Source organism: Paenibacillus sp. FSL K6-4396, assembly GCF_038002525.1.
Classification (GTDB): Bacteria; Bacillota; Bacilli; order Paenibacillales; family Paenibacillaceae; genus Paenibacillus; species Paenibacillus amylolyticus_B.
Window position 1 is genome coordinate 1,135,611 of record NZ_JBBOCR010000001.1, and the last position, 16,856, is coordinate 1,152,466.

General features: G+C 46.8%; 15 protein-coding genes. All 15 read left to right on the forward strand.

All coding sequences use genetic code 11. The features are described from left to right. Positions 1-127: 127 nt before the first annotated feature. The 15 genes from MHB85_RS05060 to MHB85_RS05130 all read left to right on the forward strand — a co-directional run bounded on the left by MHB85_RS05060 (position 128) and on the right by MHB85_RS05130 (position 16,594). Entirely contained in the window at positions 128-1,903 is a 1,776-nt protein-coding gene (locus MHB85_RS05060) for a cache domain-containing sensor histidine kinase (protein WP_341072547.1), read from the forward strand. Beyond that, complete coding sequence (locus MHB85_RS05065; protein WP_341072550.1) at positions 1,900-2,964, forward strand: response regulator transcription factor; 1,065 nt, start codon at positions 1,900-1,902, stop codon at positions 2,962-2,964. Before MHB85_RS05060 ends, MHB85_RS05065 begins: the two co-directional genes overlap by 4 nt. Positions 2,965-3,235: 271 nt before the next feature. Then, a complete protein-coding gene (locus tag MHB85_RS05070; RefSeq protein ID WP_047844113.1) occupies positions 3,236-4,153 on the forward strand; it encodes an ABC transporter permease in 918 nt (305 codons plus the stop codon). 14 nt (positions 4,154-4,167) lie between these two features. Further along, positions 4,168-5,037, forward strand: coding sequence for a carbohydrate ABC transporter permease (locus MHB85_RS05075; RefSeq protein ID WP_341072551.1), 870 nt, complete (start codon positions 4,168-4,170; stop codon positions 5,035-5,037). Positions 5,038-5,097: 60 nt separating this feature from the next. Next, positions 5,098-6,753, forward strand: a complete 1,656-nt coding sequence (locus MHB85_RS05080; RefSeq protein WP_091015806.1) for an extracellular solute-binding protein — start codon at positions 5,098-5,100, stop codon at positions 6,751-6,753. Between the two features lie 343 nt (positions 6,754-7,096). Then, positions 7,097-7,543 (forward strand): tellurite resistance TerB family protein, encoded by a 447-nt coding sequence (locus MHB85_RS05085; protein ID WP_091015805.1) that lies wholly within the window; start codon positions 7,097-7,099, stop codon positions 7,541-7,543. A 40-nt stretch (positions 7,544-7,583) separates the two neighbouring features. Continuing rightward, complete coding sequence (locus MHB85_RS05090; RefSeq protein WP_091015803.1) at positions 7,584-8,177, forward strand: TerD family protein; 594 nt, start codon at positions 7,584-7,586, stop codon at positions 8,175-8,177. 90 nt (positions 8,178-8,267) lie between these two features. After that, on the forward strand, positions 8,268-8,843 hold the full coding sequence (locus MHB85_RS05095; RefSeq protein ID WP_091015801.1) for a TerD family protein: 576 nt from the start codon (positions 8,268-8,270) through the stop codon (positions 8,841-8,843). Between the two features lie 93 nt (positions 8,844-8,936). Further along, positions 8,937-9,518, forward strand: coding sequence for a TerD family protein (locus MHB85_RS05100; RefSeq protein ID WP_341072552.1), 582 nt, complete (start codon positions 8,937-8,939; stop codon positions 9,516-9,518). 25 nt (positions 9,519-9,543) lie between these two features. Next, complete coding sequence (locus tag MHB85_RS05105) at positions 9,544-10,773, forward strand: TerD family protein (RefSeq protein ID WP_341072554.1); 1,230 nt, start codon at positions 9,544-9,546, stop codon at positions 10,771-10,773. 191 nt (positions 10,774-10,964) lie between these two features. Beyond that, positions 10,965-12,185 carry an HpcH/HpaI aldolase/citrate lyase family protein gene (locus MHB85_RS05110; protein ID WP_341074196.1) on the forward strand — a complete coding sequence of 407 codons (1,221 nt, stop codon included), beginning with the start codon at positions 10,965-10,967 and terminating at the stop codon, positions 12,183-12,185. Further along, positions 12,115-13,548, forward strand: a complete 1,434-nt coding sequence (locus MHB85_RS05115) for a phosphoribosyltransferase family protein (RefSeq protein WP_341072556.1) — start codon at positions 12,115-12,117, stop codon at positions 13,546-13,548. The genes MHB85_RS05110 and MHB85_RS05115 overlap by 71 nt, the downstream gene beginning before the upstream one ends. Then, positions 13,545-14,696 carry a cysteine protease StiP family protein gene (locus MHB85_RS05120; RefSeq protein ID WP_091015797.1) on the forward strand — a complete coding sequence of 384 codons (1,152 nt, stop codon included), beginning with the start codon at positions 13,545-13,547 and terminating at the stop codon, positions 14,694-14,696. The genes MHB85_RS05115 and MHB85_RS05120 overlap by 4 nt, the downstream gene beginning before the upstream one ends. Continuing rightward, entirely contained in the window at positions 14,696-15,544 is an 849-nt protein-coding gene (locus MHB85_RS05125; protein WP_091016215.1) for a hydrolase, read from the forward strand. The genes MHB85_RS05120 and MHB85_RS05125 overlap by 1 nt, the downstream gene beginning before the upstream one ends. Then, on the forward strand, positions 15,545-16,594 hold the full coding sequence (locus tag MHB85_RS05130; protein ID WP_091015795.1) for an ATP-grasp domain-containing protein: 1,050 nt from the start codon (positions 15,545-15,547) through the stop codon (positions 16,592-16,594). Positions 16,595-16,856: the final 262 nt, after the last annotated feature.

Here is a 16,856-nt window from a genome sequence, read left to right on the forward strand (position 1 = left end):
CTGGTTTTTTCCAATAGGTGTATGATATGTTTTTAGGAGTCAGACATGTCCGGAATATAGGTGAGGTGTGTGAAAGATGTGGTGGATGAACTTTTGTAAACGCTTTAAATTTAAAACGAAGCTAATCTTGTTTTTATCTACCGCAACGGTCTTAATCTCCGGAATCACAGGGTTGATCACCTATCGCATCCATATCGATCTGTTCAATGAAGAGGTCAGTCGCCAGTATAGTCTTACCGCAGAGCAGATTCTTGCACGTCTGGATTCCAGGGTACACGACATGTATAAAGTCACCGATTATATCACACTGAATCCCTCCGTAAAAAATGCCATCAAAGCACAGACCTCTGGCATCTCGTCCTATGATCAGATGAAGCTGGAAGATGAACTGGATGATCAGTTGTATCAGGTAAGGCTGGATGCACCGGAGATCATGGGGCTCCGCATATATGACCTGAAGGAAAACATATTTAATCTCGGTGCCTTTGCCGGCTCATTTCAACAGATGGATCCTTCCTATCTGGCAGAGATGGTTCATAGACTGGAAGGAACAGGCGGCGAATATGGTTGGAATCGTTTGGGGCCGGATGCTTTCTTGCAGGAGGAACAATCCAATTGGATTCTGGCGGGACGATTAATGCGGTCTGTTGATCTGGAGACTTATGGCGTCATGTTAATTCTGTTTAACACCTCGTTGTTCGAATCGTATCTCAAAGATCTGCGACTGAATGAGGAAGTTGCTGTCTACTTGTTTGACGCAGATGGTGAGCTTCTTTATGCCTTTCATAATCAGGATGCGGATCCACCACCACTTACCGAGCTAAGCCTAGGGGCGACGGAGATCAGGGACGAGCAGGGAACAACCCAATTGTATACGAAGCAAACGTCAGACAAAGCGGGCTTCACCTTGGTTAGCAAAGTCTCACTCGCTCAGATTCAGAACAAGGGAAAGATCATTGTCAAAGTTGCTGTGTTCTCTGCGGTAGCCAGCATATTATGCTCCTGGTTCATCATTACCATAATTAGCGGCAGACTGTTGCGTCCACTTGCGAGTCTGGTCAACGCGATGAAAAGAGTGCGTGATGGACAGTTCGATACACGGGTTCGGATCGAGACACGGGATGAGCTCGGTTTTATCGGTGAACGATTCAATGCAATGGCTTCCCGGATTGATACGCTTATACATGAAGTGTACGAGCGCGAGCTCAGTGAAAAAGAAGCTGAACTCAAAGCTATTCAGGCCCAGCTGAATCCCCATTTTCTGTATAACACGCTGAGCATGTTTTTCTGGAAGTTCTATATGCTTGGCGATGAGAAATCGGCTCGCCTGGTCACTGCCTTGTCCGAGATGCTGCAGTATACGCTGGAACCCGTGCAGCAACTGACGACCGTGCAGGATGAGATGAAGCAAATAGATCACTACCTGCAGATTCAGCAGGCCCGGTATCAGGAAGCCTTGTCGATTGAAATTGCCGTTCCTGCTGAATTGCTTCGCTGTCAGGTGATCCGACTGTTGCTTCAGCCCATCGTGGAGAATGTTTTTGTTCATGCCTTCTCGGACAAAAGGAACAACCGTCATCTGGAGATTCGTGGCTCGCGGCAAAACGGGCATGAAGGAGAGCTGGATCTGCTTATCATTGAAATTTCAGATAACGGCTGCGGCATGCACGCATCGGTCATTGAACACATTATGACGCCAGTGGCACATGCGGGTGAGGAACGTCAGCACATTGGCATGCGGAGTGTACTTCGAAGAATTGAGTTGATTCACGGTGAACCCTACGGTGTACAGATCGAGTCGACTATGGGAAAGGGTACGCTAGTACGTCTTCGTTTGCCTTATCAGATCGGTGAGGACTTATGCCGGGAAATTCAGGTGACTGAGAGGAGTAGGTTCTGTTGAATGGACGTATGCTCGTAGTGGATGATGAAGCATTATTTCGTCAGGGTCTGATTCATCTGGTTCGCAATAACCCCCTCGGTTGGGAGGTTGTCGGGGAAGCGGCCGATGGAGAAGAAGCGATACAGGCTGTACACAGCTGCACACCCGATCTGATCATTACGGATATCAACATGCCTGTGATGGATGGTCTAGATTTGGCCGAACGCATACACGAGAGTGGACTGGACATTATGATTATCATTTTGACAGGTTATCGTGAGTTCGAATATGCACAGCGTGCTATCCGGTATGGAGCAATTGAATTTTTGTTAAAGCCGTTCTCGCTGGATGATGCATGTCAGGTGTTACAAAAGGCACATGAACGATATCGCCGAAAACAGTCCGACATTCGGATCAGGGAACAATACAGCCAGGTGGACCGTACCGAGCGACTGCGAGAGGAACTGACTTTGTTGCTGCTCCATCATCAATTCGGATCGATAATGAATCGGATCGAGGTGTTGCTGGAAGAAGCGTCCGGGATGAGCTTGTCACAAGGCAAAGCGGAGATTCATATGCTTATGAAGGTCATGACGGACTTACTGGTACAACAGCTTCAGCCTCAGGAATCCGGTGGGATGGACTCAACTGCCCCAGATCCACTGCTCTGGATTCATACCATACCTGAAGTCATCACTTGGGCCAGATGCAAGAGCGAAGAGTGGGTGGATATGCTGATGCGGCTAACTCAGGAACAGCAGGATCATGTCGTTACACGAGTTATACAGTATATTGAAATGAACTATTCCAGCACATGCACGTTGCAGGCCGTGGCTGCCCATGTTCATGTGACACCCAACTACTTGAGCCATTTGTTCAAAAAAGAGACAGGACAAGGCTTCAGCCAATATGTCAGCAAGCGTCGAATTGATAAGGCGAAGCTGCTGCTGCACAGCACTCGGCAGAGCATGGCAGATATCGCGGAACTGACCGGGTTCGATAACTCCAGTTATTTTACAACCGTATTCAAACAGATGACGGGGATATCGCCCCGCGAATATCGCAAGCAAGTAGCCAAGTAAAGTGCCCGGTAACAATCCTCCTTGAACTGCTGCAGGGTCACAATTAAAGAGAAGCCTCCTCTTAATATCTGTTCGTTTCCAAGTTCAACCCCACCATGTGGGGTTATTTTTGCGTAGAAAATTATAAAAGGATCGTTAAATAACAAATGTTTACGCTTACATTTTTATCTAAAATACAACTATAGTACATCAACAGCAGAGAGGAGTGATGGATATGAAGGGGGAACTGACCGCAGGTCCGCCGTCTGGATTACAACCACCGGATAGTGAAATGAAGCATCGGATTCGGCAGCAGCGGCTTCGACGATTCAAGATGAATATACCGTTAATCTTGATGTTTGTTCCGGTGATTATGTTCTACCTTACCTTTCGTTATGCACCCATCGGAGGGCTGGTCATGGCCTTTAAGGATTACAATTTCTATGATGGGCTGTGGAACAGTCCATGGGTGGGCTTTCAGCATTTTCAGACGCTGTTCAGTGATCCGCGCACGGTGGAGATTATTCGCAACACCTTGTTCCTCAGTCTGTTAAGCATCATTATCGGGTTTCCCATTCCGATCATTCTGGCCATTATGCTGAATGAAGTGCGAAACATGGCCTTTAAGCGAACGGTGCAGACGGTGGTCTATATGCCACACTTCTTTTCCTGGGTCATCATTGCGATGATGATCATGACGGTTTTCTCTTTGGAAAATGGAATCGTAAATCGCTGGGTCGAGGCCTGGACGGGAGCACCTTATCCGTTCATGTACAACAAGGGTTCGTGGGTTGCGGTGTTTGTTGGCTCAGGGATCTGGAAGGACATGGGCTTTAATGCCATCATTTTTCTCGCGGCACTAACGACCATTGATCCGAGCCAATACGAGGCTGCACAGATGGATGGGGCCAGCAAAATGCGCCAGATCTGGCATGTCACCCTTCCGGGTATACGCTCCACCATTATTCTCCTGCTGATTCTATCGATGGGGCGGGTGATGGAGGTCGGATTCGACCAGGTGTATATGCTTCAGAATTCCAATGTCAATGAGATAGCGGATGTCATCAGTACCTATATCTACCGCACCGGTCTTCAGGGAGCACAGTTCAGCCTGACAACAGCGATGGGATTGTTCGAATCACTGGTTGCATTTATCCTCATTTTCAGTGCAAATTATATCGCGCGGCGATTTAACGAAGGTTTGTGGTAGGGAGGGAGAACGGCATGAGAAAAACCAAAGGAGAAAAAGTCTTTTATTTAATCAATTATGTATTGTTGTCATTGGTTGCCGTCAGCTGTATCCTGCCCTTACTGAACATTGTTGCCTTGTCATTTAGTGATGCGAGAGCGGTTGTTTCAGGTCAAGTGGGATTATGGCCCGTCGATTTCACCTGGTTCTCCTATCACAGCCTAATTACCGGAACGCCGATTCTGAATGCATTCTGGAATAGTGTGGAGATCACATTGATCGGTACAGGGCTCAGCATGGCGGTGACGATTATGGCGGCATATCCGCTGTCACGTAGACATTTTTATCATCGGCGCTTCTTTACGATGGCGATGGTGTTCACGATGATTTTTAACGGTGGACTCATCTCGACTTATTTGGTCGTGCAAAATCTCGGTCTTGTGAACAGTTACGGTGCGCTTTGGCTACCGGGCCTGGTGAGCACGTACAACATGCTGATTATGCGATCTTATTTTGAAAATCTGCCAGGGGAAGTGGACGAGGCTGCGCGCATCGATGGTTGTGGTGAACTGGGGCTTTTGTTCCGCATCGTGTTGCCATTGTCCAAACCTTTGCTGGCGACTATTGCTCTCTTTTACGGCGTGGGTTACTGGAATTCGTTCATGAGTGTGATGATTTATATCAATGATACGTCCAAATACAACATGACCGTGCTTGTCCAAAATATGATTATGTCCAATCTGAATGTACAGGATTTTACCGATCCAACGATGATATCGAATCTGACCCCGGAAGGCATTCGGGCAGCAGCTGTCATTGTGATGGTCATACCCATTTTGGCAGTGTATCCGTTCTTGCAGAAGTACTTCGTTAAAGGGGTCATGCTTGGATCAATTAAAGGTTAAAGCAGGCTGTGGGTTAACCCGCATGGGTTCATATTACAGGAGAGAAAGAGGGTCTTATCTATGGCGTTAACGATGAAGGCATGGATGAAGTCGGGTCTCGTTCTGGGCTTGATCGGTGGTTTGCTGGCGGGATGTACAGGAGGTAACGGTAGCGAACAGGCGGAAGGCGAAGGCAACAGGGGGAACATCACGTCAACAATCTATGATCGGGGCGCGGTCCCAAGCGGCATGGGTACAATCGAAGATAACATGTGGTCCAAGTGGATCAACGAGAATGGCCCGGCTAATGTAAAATATACAGCAGTTCCCCGATGGGAGTCCCAGTCCAAACTTAACGTATTATTCGCTTCTGGCAGTGCACCGGATATCATTTTTGAATTCGGTACGCCGATCCGTAACACACTGTTTAATCAGAAACAGCTGATGCCGCTGGATGAGTTGATCGAGAACTCGAGTGTGGAATACAAAGCCTTGATGGAGAAATATCCCCAGCTCAAGAAGGCCGGCATTAAAAGCGATGGTAAGCTCTATGAAGTGGGGCGTATGAACGAGGTGTTTCCACTAACGAGCTTTTTCATACGGGAAGACTGGCTGGAAAAGTTGAATCTGGAGGTACCGACCAATGAGGAAGAGATGCTGGCGGTAGCCAAGGCCTTCACGGAGAATGATCCCAATGGAAACGGAGCTAAGGATACATACGGCATCGGTGGATTTCAGTTCGGCGATACAGCGGGTCTGTTTCGCTATATGTACAACGCCAACTGGGTGAATGTGGAGGACGGGGAGATGGTGGTTGGTCCCAACAACATGAAAGAAGCAACGGCATTCAAACGTGCATTATATGAAGCAGGAGTGGTAGATAAGGACTTACTGACCGACAAGGACGGGGCCAAGGCGAAGCAGGATTTCCTGAATGGCAAAATCGGTATGTACGCGGCCATGACTTCGGATTATACCGGGTTTGCGGCGAAGGAACTGGATACACTGATGCAGAATGTTCCTGAGGCCAAATTAAAGGTCATCGCTCTGCCAACCACGTCCGTAGGACAGCACACGATGGTGTGGAATAACCCGGTTCAGATGACTGCAGCTGTGAATGCACGAGCCAAAAATCCGGAAGCAGTTATGCAATATATCGATTTTCTGACCAAAATAGAGTCAGGCCGGACCTTCAAAAATGGATTTGAAAACACGCATTATACGCTGAACGATCAAGGCTGTCCGCGTATCTCGGATCAGGAGAAATACAAGCAGGAGATCAGCTGGGCAGGGGATTACGCCATGTTGTACAGCCGTCTGGAGGAAGGCAAATGCGGGTACACAGAAATGCTGTTCAGCGAAGAGATTCCGTCACAGAAGGAAGGACTTCGACTATTCAAGGAAGCGCGTGAGGTATATATGACGGATCTTCCGGTAGGAGAGGGTGTTACCCATTCAGAACATATGCCGCAGCTACCGAAGGAACTTCAGGTGAAGTTGACCAATGTGACAACAGCGATCAACGATATTTTTACCCGTTCCATCATTGGCGGAAGCAAATATACAGTCGAACAGGCTGCAACGGAAGCACAGCAGAAGTGGGAGCAAGGCGGTGGCCCGGAGATTGAAGTATGGTACAAAGACTGGTGGAGCAAGGAAAAGAATAATGTACTCGTCTGGGACGATTTCTATGAGATCTATGAACAACAACAGGCTGATTTTGAAAAAGCAGAGTGAATTCAAGGATTCAAATCATTCATAAAATTTATAATTTTGGTGTTGGTAGAAATAAGCGCTCTGATCCCCTGATCAGAGCCTTTTTATGTTTGGGCTTCAAATAGGGGAATATTTGACTGAAAAATGAAGTGAATAGAAAGTTCTCGCCTCTCGCTTGAAACCATATCCAGAACGATGCGTATCATAAGGTATTAATTGTTTTTTAATGTAGAATATTGCCGTATTTCAGAGTATAGTTAAGGAATAATTTAACTTATATTCAATCATGATGTAAGGATGAAAATTACTGAAAACCATGAAAAAAAGTGAAGAACACCATGTATGAAACTATTGGAGGTTGAGTATGAGTTCATTTAAAAGTTGGTTAAATTCAACAAAACAAGGACTTGAAGAGCAAGTCAAAAAGTTTAAAAATAAAGATTTTATGGATGCCGTGGTTGCAGGTTGTGCACTGGTTGCTTTTGCAGATGGTTCCATTGACGAAGCGGAAAAGAACAAGATGGCCGGTTATATCAACCTCAGTCAGGAATTGAAAGTATTCGATATGGCTGAAGTGATTACACGCTTCAATCATTATGTCGCGAACTTTGAGTTCTCTCCAGAGATCGGGAAGCAGGAAGCGCTGAAAGCCATTGGGAAATTTAAAGGTAAGCCAGATGTAGGACGCGTTATTGTGGGCGTATGCAGTGCAATTGGTTCAGCGGACGGCAACTTTGATGATCAGGAGAAAAGAGTTGTTGCCGAGATCTGCAATGTACTTGGACTGAACCCGGGTGAATTCAATCTCTAAGTAGAGTAGATATTTTACATGTGAAGGGAGGTGAAAATCAGTGGCAAGCATTAACTTGGTCAAAGGACAGAAGATTGATTTAACCAAAGGCAATGCAGGACTTACGCAGGTGATTGCTGGTCTCGGTTGGGACCCGGTAACTGCCAAAGGGTTCTTCGGAAGAAAGAAACAAGCGGATATCGATTGTGATGCATCGGCGATCATGTTGAATGAAGAAGGCAAGTTGGTGAAGGACTCCAACCTGGTTTGCTTCCACAACAAGCAAAGTGCATGTGGTTCGGTTATCCACTCAGGTGACAATTTAACAGGACAGGGAGACGGTGACGATGAACAGATCAAAATGGATCTGTCCCGTATTCCTGCTGATGTTCATAAAGTATTAATCGTTGTTAATATCTACGATTGTGTCAATCGCAAGCAAGATTTTGGCATGATAGAGAAGGCTTATATCCGTATTCTGGATGGTAAAAACTCCAGTGAGCTCGTGAAGTTCAATCTATCCGATAACTACACAGGTTCAACAGCGTTGATCTGTGGGGAATTGTATCGTCATGGAGGCGAATGGAAATTCTCAGCAATTGGAGAGGGTTCCCATGCGGTACATATCAATGAACTCGCTCGCAGGTACTCCTAAGTACAAGATTTAACCTAAATCGACAATAATCCTGATATTCATATGTCACGATAACTACAATACACTTAAATAAGCGAGGATGATCATACGATGGCAATTAATCTCTCTAAAGGTCAAAAAATCGATCTGACTAAAACGAACCCAGGTTTGACAAAAATCACAGTAGGCTTGGGCTGGGATACCAATAAGTATGATGGTGGAAAAGACTTTGACCTGGATGTATCGGTATTCTGTGCCAATGCAAACGGTAAAGTAGAAGGCGAGAAAAACTTCATCTTCTTCAACAATCCACAAAATGAAAATGGTTCTGTTGTTCACACTGGTGACAACCGTACTGGAGATGGCGATGGTGATGATGAGCAGATCAATATCGACCTGCCTAACGTACCCGCCAATGTAGAGAAGATTGCATTCTCCATTACGATCTACGAAGCTACAGAACGTAGCCAGAACTTCGGACAAGTCTCCCGTGCTTATGTGCGAATCGTTAACGAAGCAAACAACGAAGAACTGATTCGTTTCGACCTGGGAGAAGACTTCTCTATCGAAACGGGTGTAGTTGTTGGTGAATTGTATCGTCATAACGGCGAGTGGAAGTTCAGTGCCATCGGTAGTGGTTACCAGGATGGATTGGTTGGATTGACACGCGATTACGGTTTGCAATAGGACGTACAGAACGACTTACAGGATGGGAAGAACCGTCTCCTGGGCGGTTCTCCTTTTCATTTAATCACATATCTTGGAAAGGTGGAAAAACAAATGACGATCAGTCTTGCCAAAGGACAACGTATTGACCTGACTAAGACGAATCCGGGCCTTACCCGTGTGGTGGTTGGTTTGGGTTGGGATACAAACAAATATAGTGGTGGAGTCGACTTTGACCTGGACGCTTCGGCTTTTTTGTTGTACGAAGATGGAAAAGCCAAAGGTACGGATGACTTTGTTTTTTACAACAATCCAAGCGGCGGTTCGGGTTCAGTGACACATACCGGTGACAATCGTACGGGTGAGGGTGACGGCGATGATGAGCAAGTTGTTGTTGACTTCAGCAAAATCCCTGCGCACATTCACCGGATCGGTATTACGGTAACCATCTATGATGGAGATGGACGAGGGCAGAATTTTGGACAAGTCTCCAATGCTTTTGTTCGTGTTGTAGATGCTGCAAGTGATCGGGAAGTGCTTCGGTTCGACCTCGGAGAGGACTATTCCACAGAAACAGCTGTAGTATTCTGTGAGTTTTACCGTGCGGGTGCGGACTGGAAATTCCAGGCGGTAGGCAGCGGCTTCACAGGTGGACTATCTGCTTTATGCAAAAATTACGGACTGGATGCACAATAACTTGGCATAGAAAGGTGATTCTGCTATGGCGATTTCTGTCGTGAAAGGCCAGAAGAGTGATCTGACCAAAACCAATCCGGGCTTGTCCCGTCTAACGGTAGGCATTGGTTGGGAGGCAGCCACGGGTGTAGAGCTGGACACATCAGCATTCCTTCTGGGTTCAGACAATAAAGTGGCTGGAGATGAGGATTTTATCTTTTATAATCAGCCCTCTACCTCGTTCATCACGTATATGGATGGTGGACAGGTTGGCGGCGAGAAGAAACAATTCGCCATTGATCTTGGCAAAATCCCTGCCCGAATTGAGAAAATCGCCTTCAGCCTGACGATTCATGACGGTGAAGCACGACGCCATCATTTTGGACAGGTTCAGCATGGTTTTCTACGGTTTGTTAATGCAGCTACAGGTCAGGAAGTGATGAGATATGATCTGGGAAGCGGTTTTACAGTGGAGACCGCGATTGTCATTGGTGAGTTGTATCGCCATAACGGAGAATGGAAGTTCAATGCAATAGGATCGGGTTTTGCGGGAGGTTTGAATGCACTCTGTGCTAACTTTGGTGTGGATGTGGATGGTGGATCAGACGCTGCGCCAACCACATCAACCGTTCCCCCGGCACCCGCACCAGAACCGACGCCTGCTCCTGTGAATTCGATCAATTTCAGCAAAATTGAATTGAAGAAGAACGGCGACACCATTAACCTCAAGAAAAATGCGGGGGGACTTGGTGAAATCCTGATTAACCTCAACTGGAATCAACAGGGTAGCAAAGGGTTATTTGGTCGCAGCAAGAGTGTGGATCTGGACTTGGGCTGCCTGTTCGAGATGAAGGATGGTACACGAGATGTGATTCAGGCCTTGGGACAGACGTTTGGTTCACTGAATCGTTTCCCTTATATTGCACTGGATGGGGATGACCGGACGGGATCGGTTAAGACGGGAGAGAATCTCCGGATTAATGGTGCCCGTATCTCGGAAATTGAGCGCATCTTGGTATTTACCTATATTTATGGTGGTGTGGCCAACTGGTCTCAAGTAGACGGTGTGGTAACTATCCAGCAGAAGGACGGCCCGGATATCATTGTCCGAATGAATGAATACGGGAGCCCGCTTGGCATGTGTGGCATCGCGATGTTACGCAATGTGAACAATGAGACATTCAGTATTGAACGAATCGTGCAGTTCTATAATGGGCATCAGGCGTTGGACGAGGCTCATGATTGGGGAATGCAGTGGGTTGCGGGAAGAAAGTAATCATTCGTATTTATTGAATATATAAACGCTGTATCGGTCAGCACCATTGCAAGGATACTGTTGACCAACGTTATCCTCGATAATAGACCATCAATCCCTCCAGACTAAGGAGGGATTGGTTTTTATGCCCCGACAGCTGGAATCAACTATTGCAGATTGGCTATTGCCAAAGGTGCGAGGAGGAGACAAACCTGAAATATTTTAACTTTTTGAGTCCGGAAGAAGAAGATACTTTATTTTTCTCTTCACCCGTCTCGTTCAATCACCGGACTTCCAAAGATCTACTGGCATATGCTGTTGGGGCTGCTTTATATATGCCCGCGACGCGCACACATATCGCGGACGACATTATGAATGGTAAACATGAAGGTCTGACGACCATTATTATTGATCTGGAGGATGCTGTGGGTGACGACCAAGTGGAGTTTGCCGAGCAGTGTCTGGTACAGCATCTAACTCAACTGATGACTTATATGGAGACAGGCATGCTGAGTCAGGATCAAATGCCTCTTCTGTTTGCACGTGTACGTTCACCACAACAGTTGGAACGACTCATTGATACGTTGGGAGAATTGGTGTCCATGCTGACAGGTGTGGCATTGCCCAAGTTTTGTGTGGGCAATGGAAGAGCCTATTTTGACCAGATCCGCAAGTATAATCAACGGAAACCGGATCATTATCCCGTTCTCTATGGAATGCCTATATTGGAAACGGCTTCAATTATATATCGCGAGACACGTTGGGAGACCTTACTGGGCCTTCGAAACATCCTCGATGAACATGTTGAATATGTGCTCAATGTACGCATTGGTGCGACCGATTTCTCCAGCCTGTTTGGACTACGCCGAAGCCCGGAATTGACCATATACGATATCGCCACGATCCGTGACTGCATCTCAGATATTATCAATCTGTTTGGACGAATGGACAAGCCGTATGTGATCTCAGGTCCTGTCTGGGAATATTTCAGTCAGCGGGAGCGTGTGTTCAAACCTCAATTACGACAGACTCCATTTGAAGAAACCCTAGGCAAATCAGGGCTGCATCTGAGAATGAAATATATTACGAATACAATGGATGGATTGATGCGTGAAGTCATGATGGACAAGGAAAATGGAATTGTAGGCAAAACGATCATTCATCCTTCTCATATCAAGCCCGTACAAGCGATGTACGTTGTTACACATGAGGAGTATTCCGATGCCCAAGACATCATCGCCCGTAATGACGGTAGCCTGGGTGTGTTCAAAAGTAATTACTATAACAAAATGAATGAGATTAAACCACACTTGAGCTGGGCAAATCGCATTCTAATCCGATCACAAATATATGGGGTGTTACATGAACAGCAGCATTTTGTCGGGCTCTTGCCCAAGCACGAACAACAACATAACTACGTTCCCAATTCTTGATCAATTCAGTCTGAACGTTCAGGTTACACATAACCCGCTGCAACTTCCACTAGAATCTCTATTTTCCATGGCTGCACGCATCAATAAGAAACGTTCATTTCTGTTTGTAAGCAAACTGCTGGGCAAGCACATCCCGGTTAACCCGTATACCTCGCTTCTGAGTGGTGCAGCATTAGCTGTTCTGTTATATGAGCACCTGACTGAGGAGACGGAAGAGACCAAAGATCAGATCACCGAGTGGAAACGTGAAATGGTCGAAGGATTGATTGATCCCGAGCAAGCTCGGCAAGTGTACAACATGCTGTTGCAAGAAGGCTTGAGCTTGCCGGAAACGATTCGTTTTGTTGGTTTTGCGGAGACAGCGACAGCGCTGGGCCACAGCATGTATGAGATGTTTGCTGATCAAGCTTCCTATATTCACACCACTCGCGAATATGTTCCAGCGATGCATCCAGATATTCAATTTGAAGAAGAACATTCCCATGCGATGGCTCATCGTTGTTATGCGCTGGATCATCAAGCCTTTGCAGGAGAGGGCCCGATTGTTCTGGTGGACGACGAGATTACGACGGGCAAAACGACGTTGAATATCATTCGGGATATTCAGGCCAGATACCCCCGGAAGCAATATGTGATTGCTTCGCTGTTGGACTGGCGTACGGAAGCGGACGAGAATCGATTTGCCGAACTGGAAGCTGAACTTGGAATTACCATTACACCGTTAAGCCTGTTGAAGGGCCGCATTGAAGTGGTGGGTACTCCACAGTTGGAAGCAACACAGCAAGATGAGCAGCTATCTCATCCTGCCGTAACGCTTCATACCTCTACCGTTGCAGATGCCTTCGATCAGCTGCATGCCACTTCGGAGGATGGAGGAGGTAAACGTAGCACAGCGAGCTACGTTCAGCATACGGGCAGGTTTGGTATGCAATCCCGACATAATGACGTATTGCGTGAAGAGATTAGCCGGATTGCAGAACGACTTCGGTCACAGCGTACGGGAGAACGGACGTTGGTGATGGGAACAGGGGAGTTCATGTACATTCCGATGCGTATTGCTGCCGAGATGGGAGAAGGTGTGTTTTATCAATCCACTACTCGCAGTCCAATCCATACACATCCAGCTCCAGCATATGCTGTTCGTAGTGGTGCCGGATATGCTTCACCGGAAGACGCTTCTGTTCGTAACTTTATCTATAACATTGCCCCGGGACAATATGATGAAATCTTTGTTCTGCTGGAGAGACAGATGTCCGAAGAACGAATGGAACCGATGTTGAAGGTACTGGGTCAGTTGGGATGCGGACACATTCATATCATATATTGCGGTTTGCCAGAGAAGACAGGGGACTACGAGCAATGAACTTAACTACACTGGAGCTAATCAGACAACGTGAGATTCAATCTCCCGAACCGATGGGCAGTTATGCTGCATCGGACGTTGTTTTCCTACTGAAGGATATCAGCCATGTGGATCTGGAAAAGGGAACGGGTGAACGGGAGCAGGCGATCCAATCCGGGGTTCATTATTCGGAGATGCTGCCCGTGGAATATCAGCCCACAGCAGAATACATCGAGCTGTTTCATCAAACGCTGGAACAATCCGCTGCAAGAATCGCACGTCATACCGCCATTGTGGCTGAGAAGATTGTAGAGCGCAGGGGACTGAATCTGGTGCTGGTATCTCTGGCTCGAGCCGGAACGCCTGTAGGCATCCTGATCAAGCGTTATATTGAATTGAAATACAAAGTGACGATTCCGCATTATAGCATTTCAATTATTCGTGGCAAGGGTATGGACGAGAACGCAATTTTATATATTTTACAGCAGCATGGTCTGGAGACAGCCATTCAGTTTGTAGATGGTTGGACAGGAAAAGGGGCTATTCGCAAAGTGCTGAAAGAGTCCTGTGACCAAATGGAACGGACTTACGGTGTAAGCCTCGATGATGATCTTGCCGTGTTGGCAGATCCGGGGCAATGCTCAGGCACCTTTGGGACGAGGGAAGATTATCTCATTCCTAGCGCTTGTCTGAATTCCACTGTCTCTGGACTGGTTAGCCGTACAGTACTTCGCGATGATCTGATTGGGCCGGCAGATTTTCACGGGGCCAAATGGTATCGTGAATGGTCCTCTGCGGATGTGTCGACCCAATACGTGGATACTATTGCTCAGCATTTTCCGCAAATGATGGACCTGGCGGAAATTCAAACGGACGACAATGCTACGGATACTTCGGAAATCACCTGGAAAGGCTGGCAAGATATCGAGTCCATCCAGCAATCCTTTGGCATTGCGAACATCAATCTGATCAAACCTGGGATCGGAGAAACAACCCGGGTGTTACTGCGCCGTGTTCCTTGGAAGATTCTTGTGGACCGTCTGGATAATCCGGATTTACAACATATCATGATGCTCGCCAGAGACAGAAATGTGCCGGTTGAGGTATATCCGGGACTAACCTATTCCTGTTGCGGTATTATTCAATCCCTGGGAGGTGGAGGAGAATGATGATCTACGCAAGTGATCTGGACCAGACGCTGGTGTACTCCCGTCGTGCGCTCCGTATTCCCGAAGATACACCGGGACTTGTTCCCGCAGAGTGGATTAACGGCAAGTTGTCTGCTTTTATGTCAGCATATGCACTGGAGCGGTTGCAGTCTTTGCCACAAGACATTGTATTTATGCCTGTGACGACACGTACCGTGGAGCAGTACCGACGTATTCATATTTTTCAGAACGAATGTATCCCGAAATATGCAGTGACGAGTAATGGTGGCAACATCATTGTTGACGGTCAGGTAGACGATGAATGGAATCTGCATATTCGTTCTTTGCTTCGTCAGCAGGCAGCTGCTCCCGAAGAGATCCTGGATTTATTTGACGATGTACTGAGTCCGGAATGGGTGATTAATCAGCGATTATGTGATGAGTTGTTCTACGCATTGCTGATCGAACGTGACAAGCTTCCTATGGAGCGCATTGCCGACAAGATTCGGGTGTTAGAGACACTTGGATGGGAGAGTTCGATTCAGGGGCGGAAGCTCTATCTGGTGCCTTCGGCAGTGAACAAACGAGCTGCAGTGGAGCATATTAGGCAACGCATTGGTGATGTGCCTGTGATTGCTTCGGGTGATTCCTTGCTGGATCGTTGTTTGCTGGACTTTGCGCACCACGCCATTGCTCCGTCTCACGGAGAGTTACATGTGGAGAGACAGCGTGTACCTGAGCAGGTACCGTATCAATTTACCAAACAATTCGGTGCTTTTGCAGCAGATGAGATTCTCGATTACGTTCACCGTATTCATAACGATCAACAGACCCGGATAGACCATGCCGAGATAAGGGAGACCGTATAAATGAAAAAAATGAAGATTTACTTCAACCGTTGGTTCTCTGTAACGTATCATTATATGAATGCGATTCGGGACAATGAGGACGGCATGGAATTTGAGATCTACGGTACTCATCCTGATCCGGGACACATGGCATTACAGGGCTGTGATGTTGCAGAAGTTGAACCGCGTGTAACGGGCCGGGAATATGTTGATTTTTGCCTCGACTTTTGCCGCCGTTATCAGATTGATGTATTTATTCCACGCTGGAACATGCTGGACATCAGCAGACATATCTCCCTGTTCGAAGAGATCGGTACACGGGTTATCGTATGCTCGGACACGGAATTGCTGGAACAATTGATGGAGAAAGACCGATTTTATGAATCGGTGCGTGAGAAAGGCATTATGGAGATTCCGGATTATTTCACAGTTAATAATGCTGCACAATTCCAGCAAGCCTATGAGGCGCTGCGTGCACGTGGACACGATGTATGCTTCAAACCATGTAATGGTGAGGGTGGTATGGGATTCCGGGTGATTAACAATGAGCGTGATCCGTTGCAGGAGTTGTTCGGGTATGCGCTGAACTCGATTTCATATGAAGATGCCCTGCGTGCATTCTCTTCTGCTCCGTCCTTTCCCAATGTCATGGTGATGGAGGTACTGGAAGGATATGAATACAGCATTGATTGTCTTTCGGATCGCAATGGGAAACTATTAACGGCTATTCCGCGTAGAAAAGAAAGAGGACGTTTGCGCTTGCTCGAAGAAAACGAGGAATTGCTGGCGATTGCCCGCAATGTGGCAGAAGTATATCGGATTCCTTATAATTTTAATATACAGATGAAATATCGCAAGGATACACCGAAGCTGCTGGAGATCAATCCGCGTATGTCGGGTGGGTTGCACATGTCTTGTCTGTCGGGCGTGAACTTCCCGTATCTGGCGGTCAAGTCTGCACTTGGCCATGATATTGGACCACTTCATCCGAAGTTTGGCATACTGGGAAGTCATATCGAACAGCCATTTATAATCGACGTTCAGAAGGTAAGCGGAGTACATCACGTCTAGCTGAGAATTTCCCTCAACATTGACACCTTCTGGATGGTTTTTTTACAATACGGATGAGAGGTTATTCAAAAAGTCCACTTTTGATTACGAATAATGCCTTACGGCATCATCAGCATCGAATATGAAATTCAGCCGAAATGTCCGTTGCTCACGTAGTTTTCCTACGCTCCGCTACTCCATTTCTATCTTCATTCCATCTTCTCGGTACTGAAAACAAGACTTTTTGAATATGCACTTTATGTGTTGTTAAGGCAGGAGGACA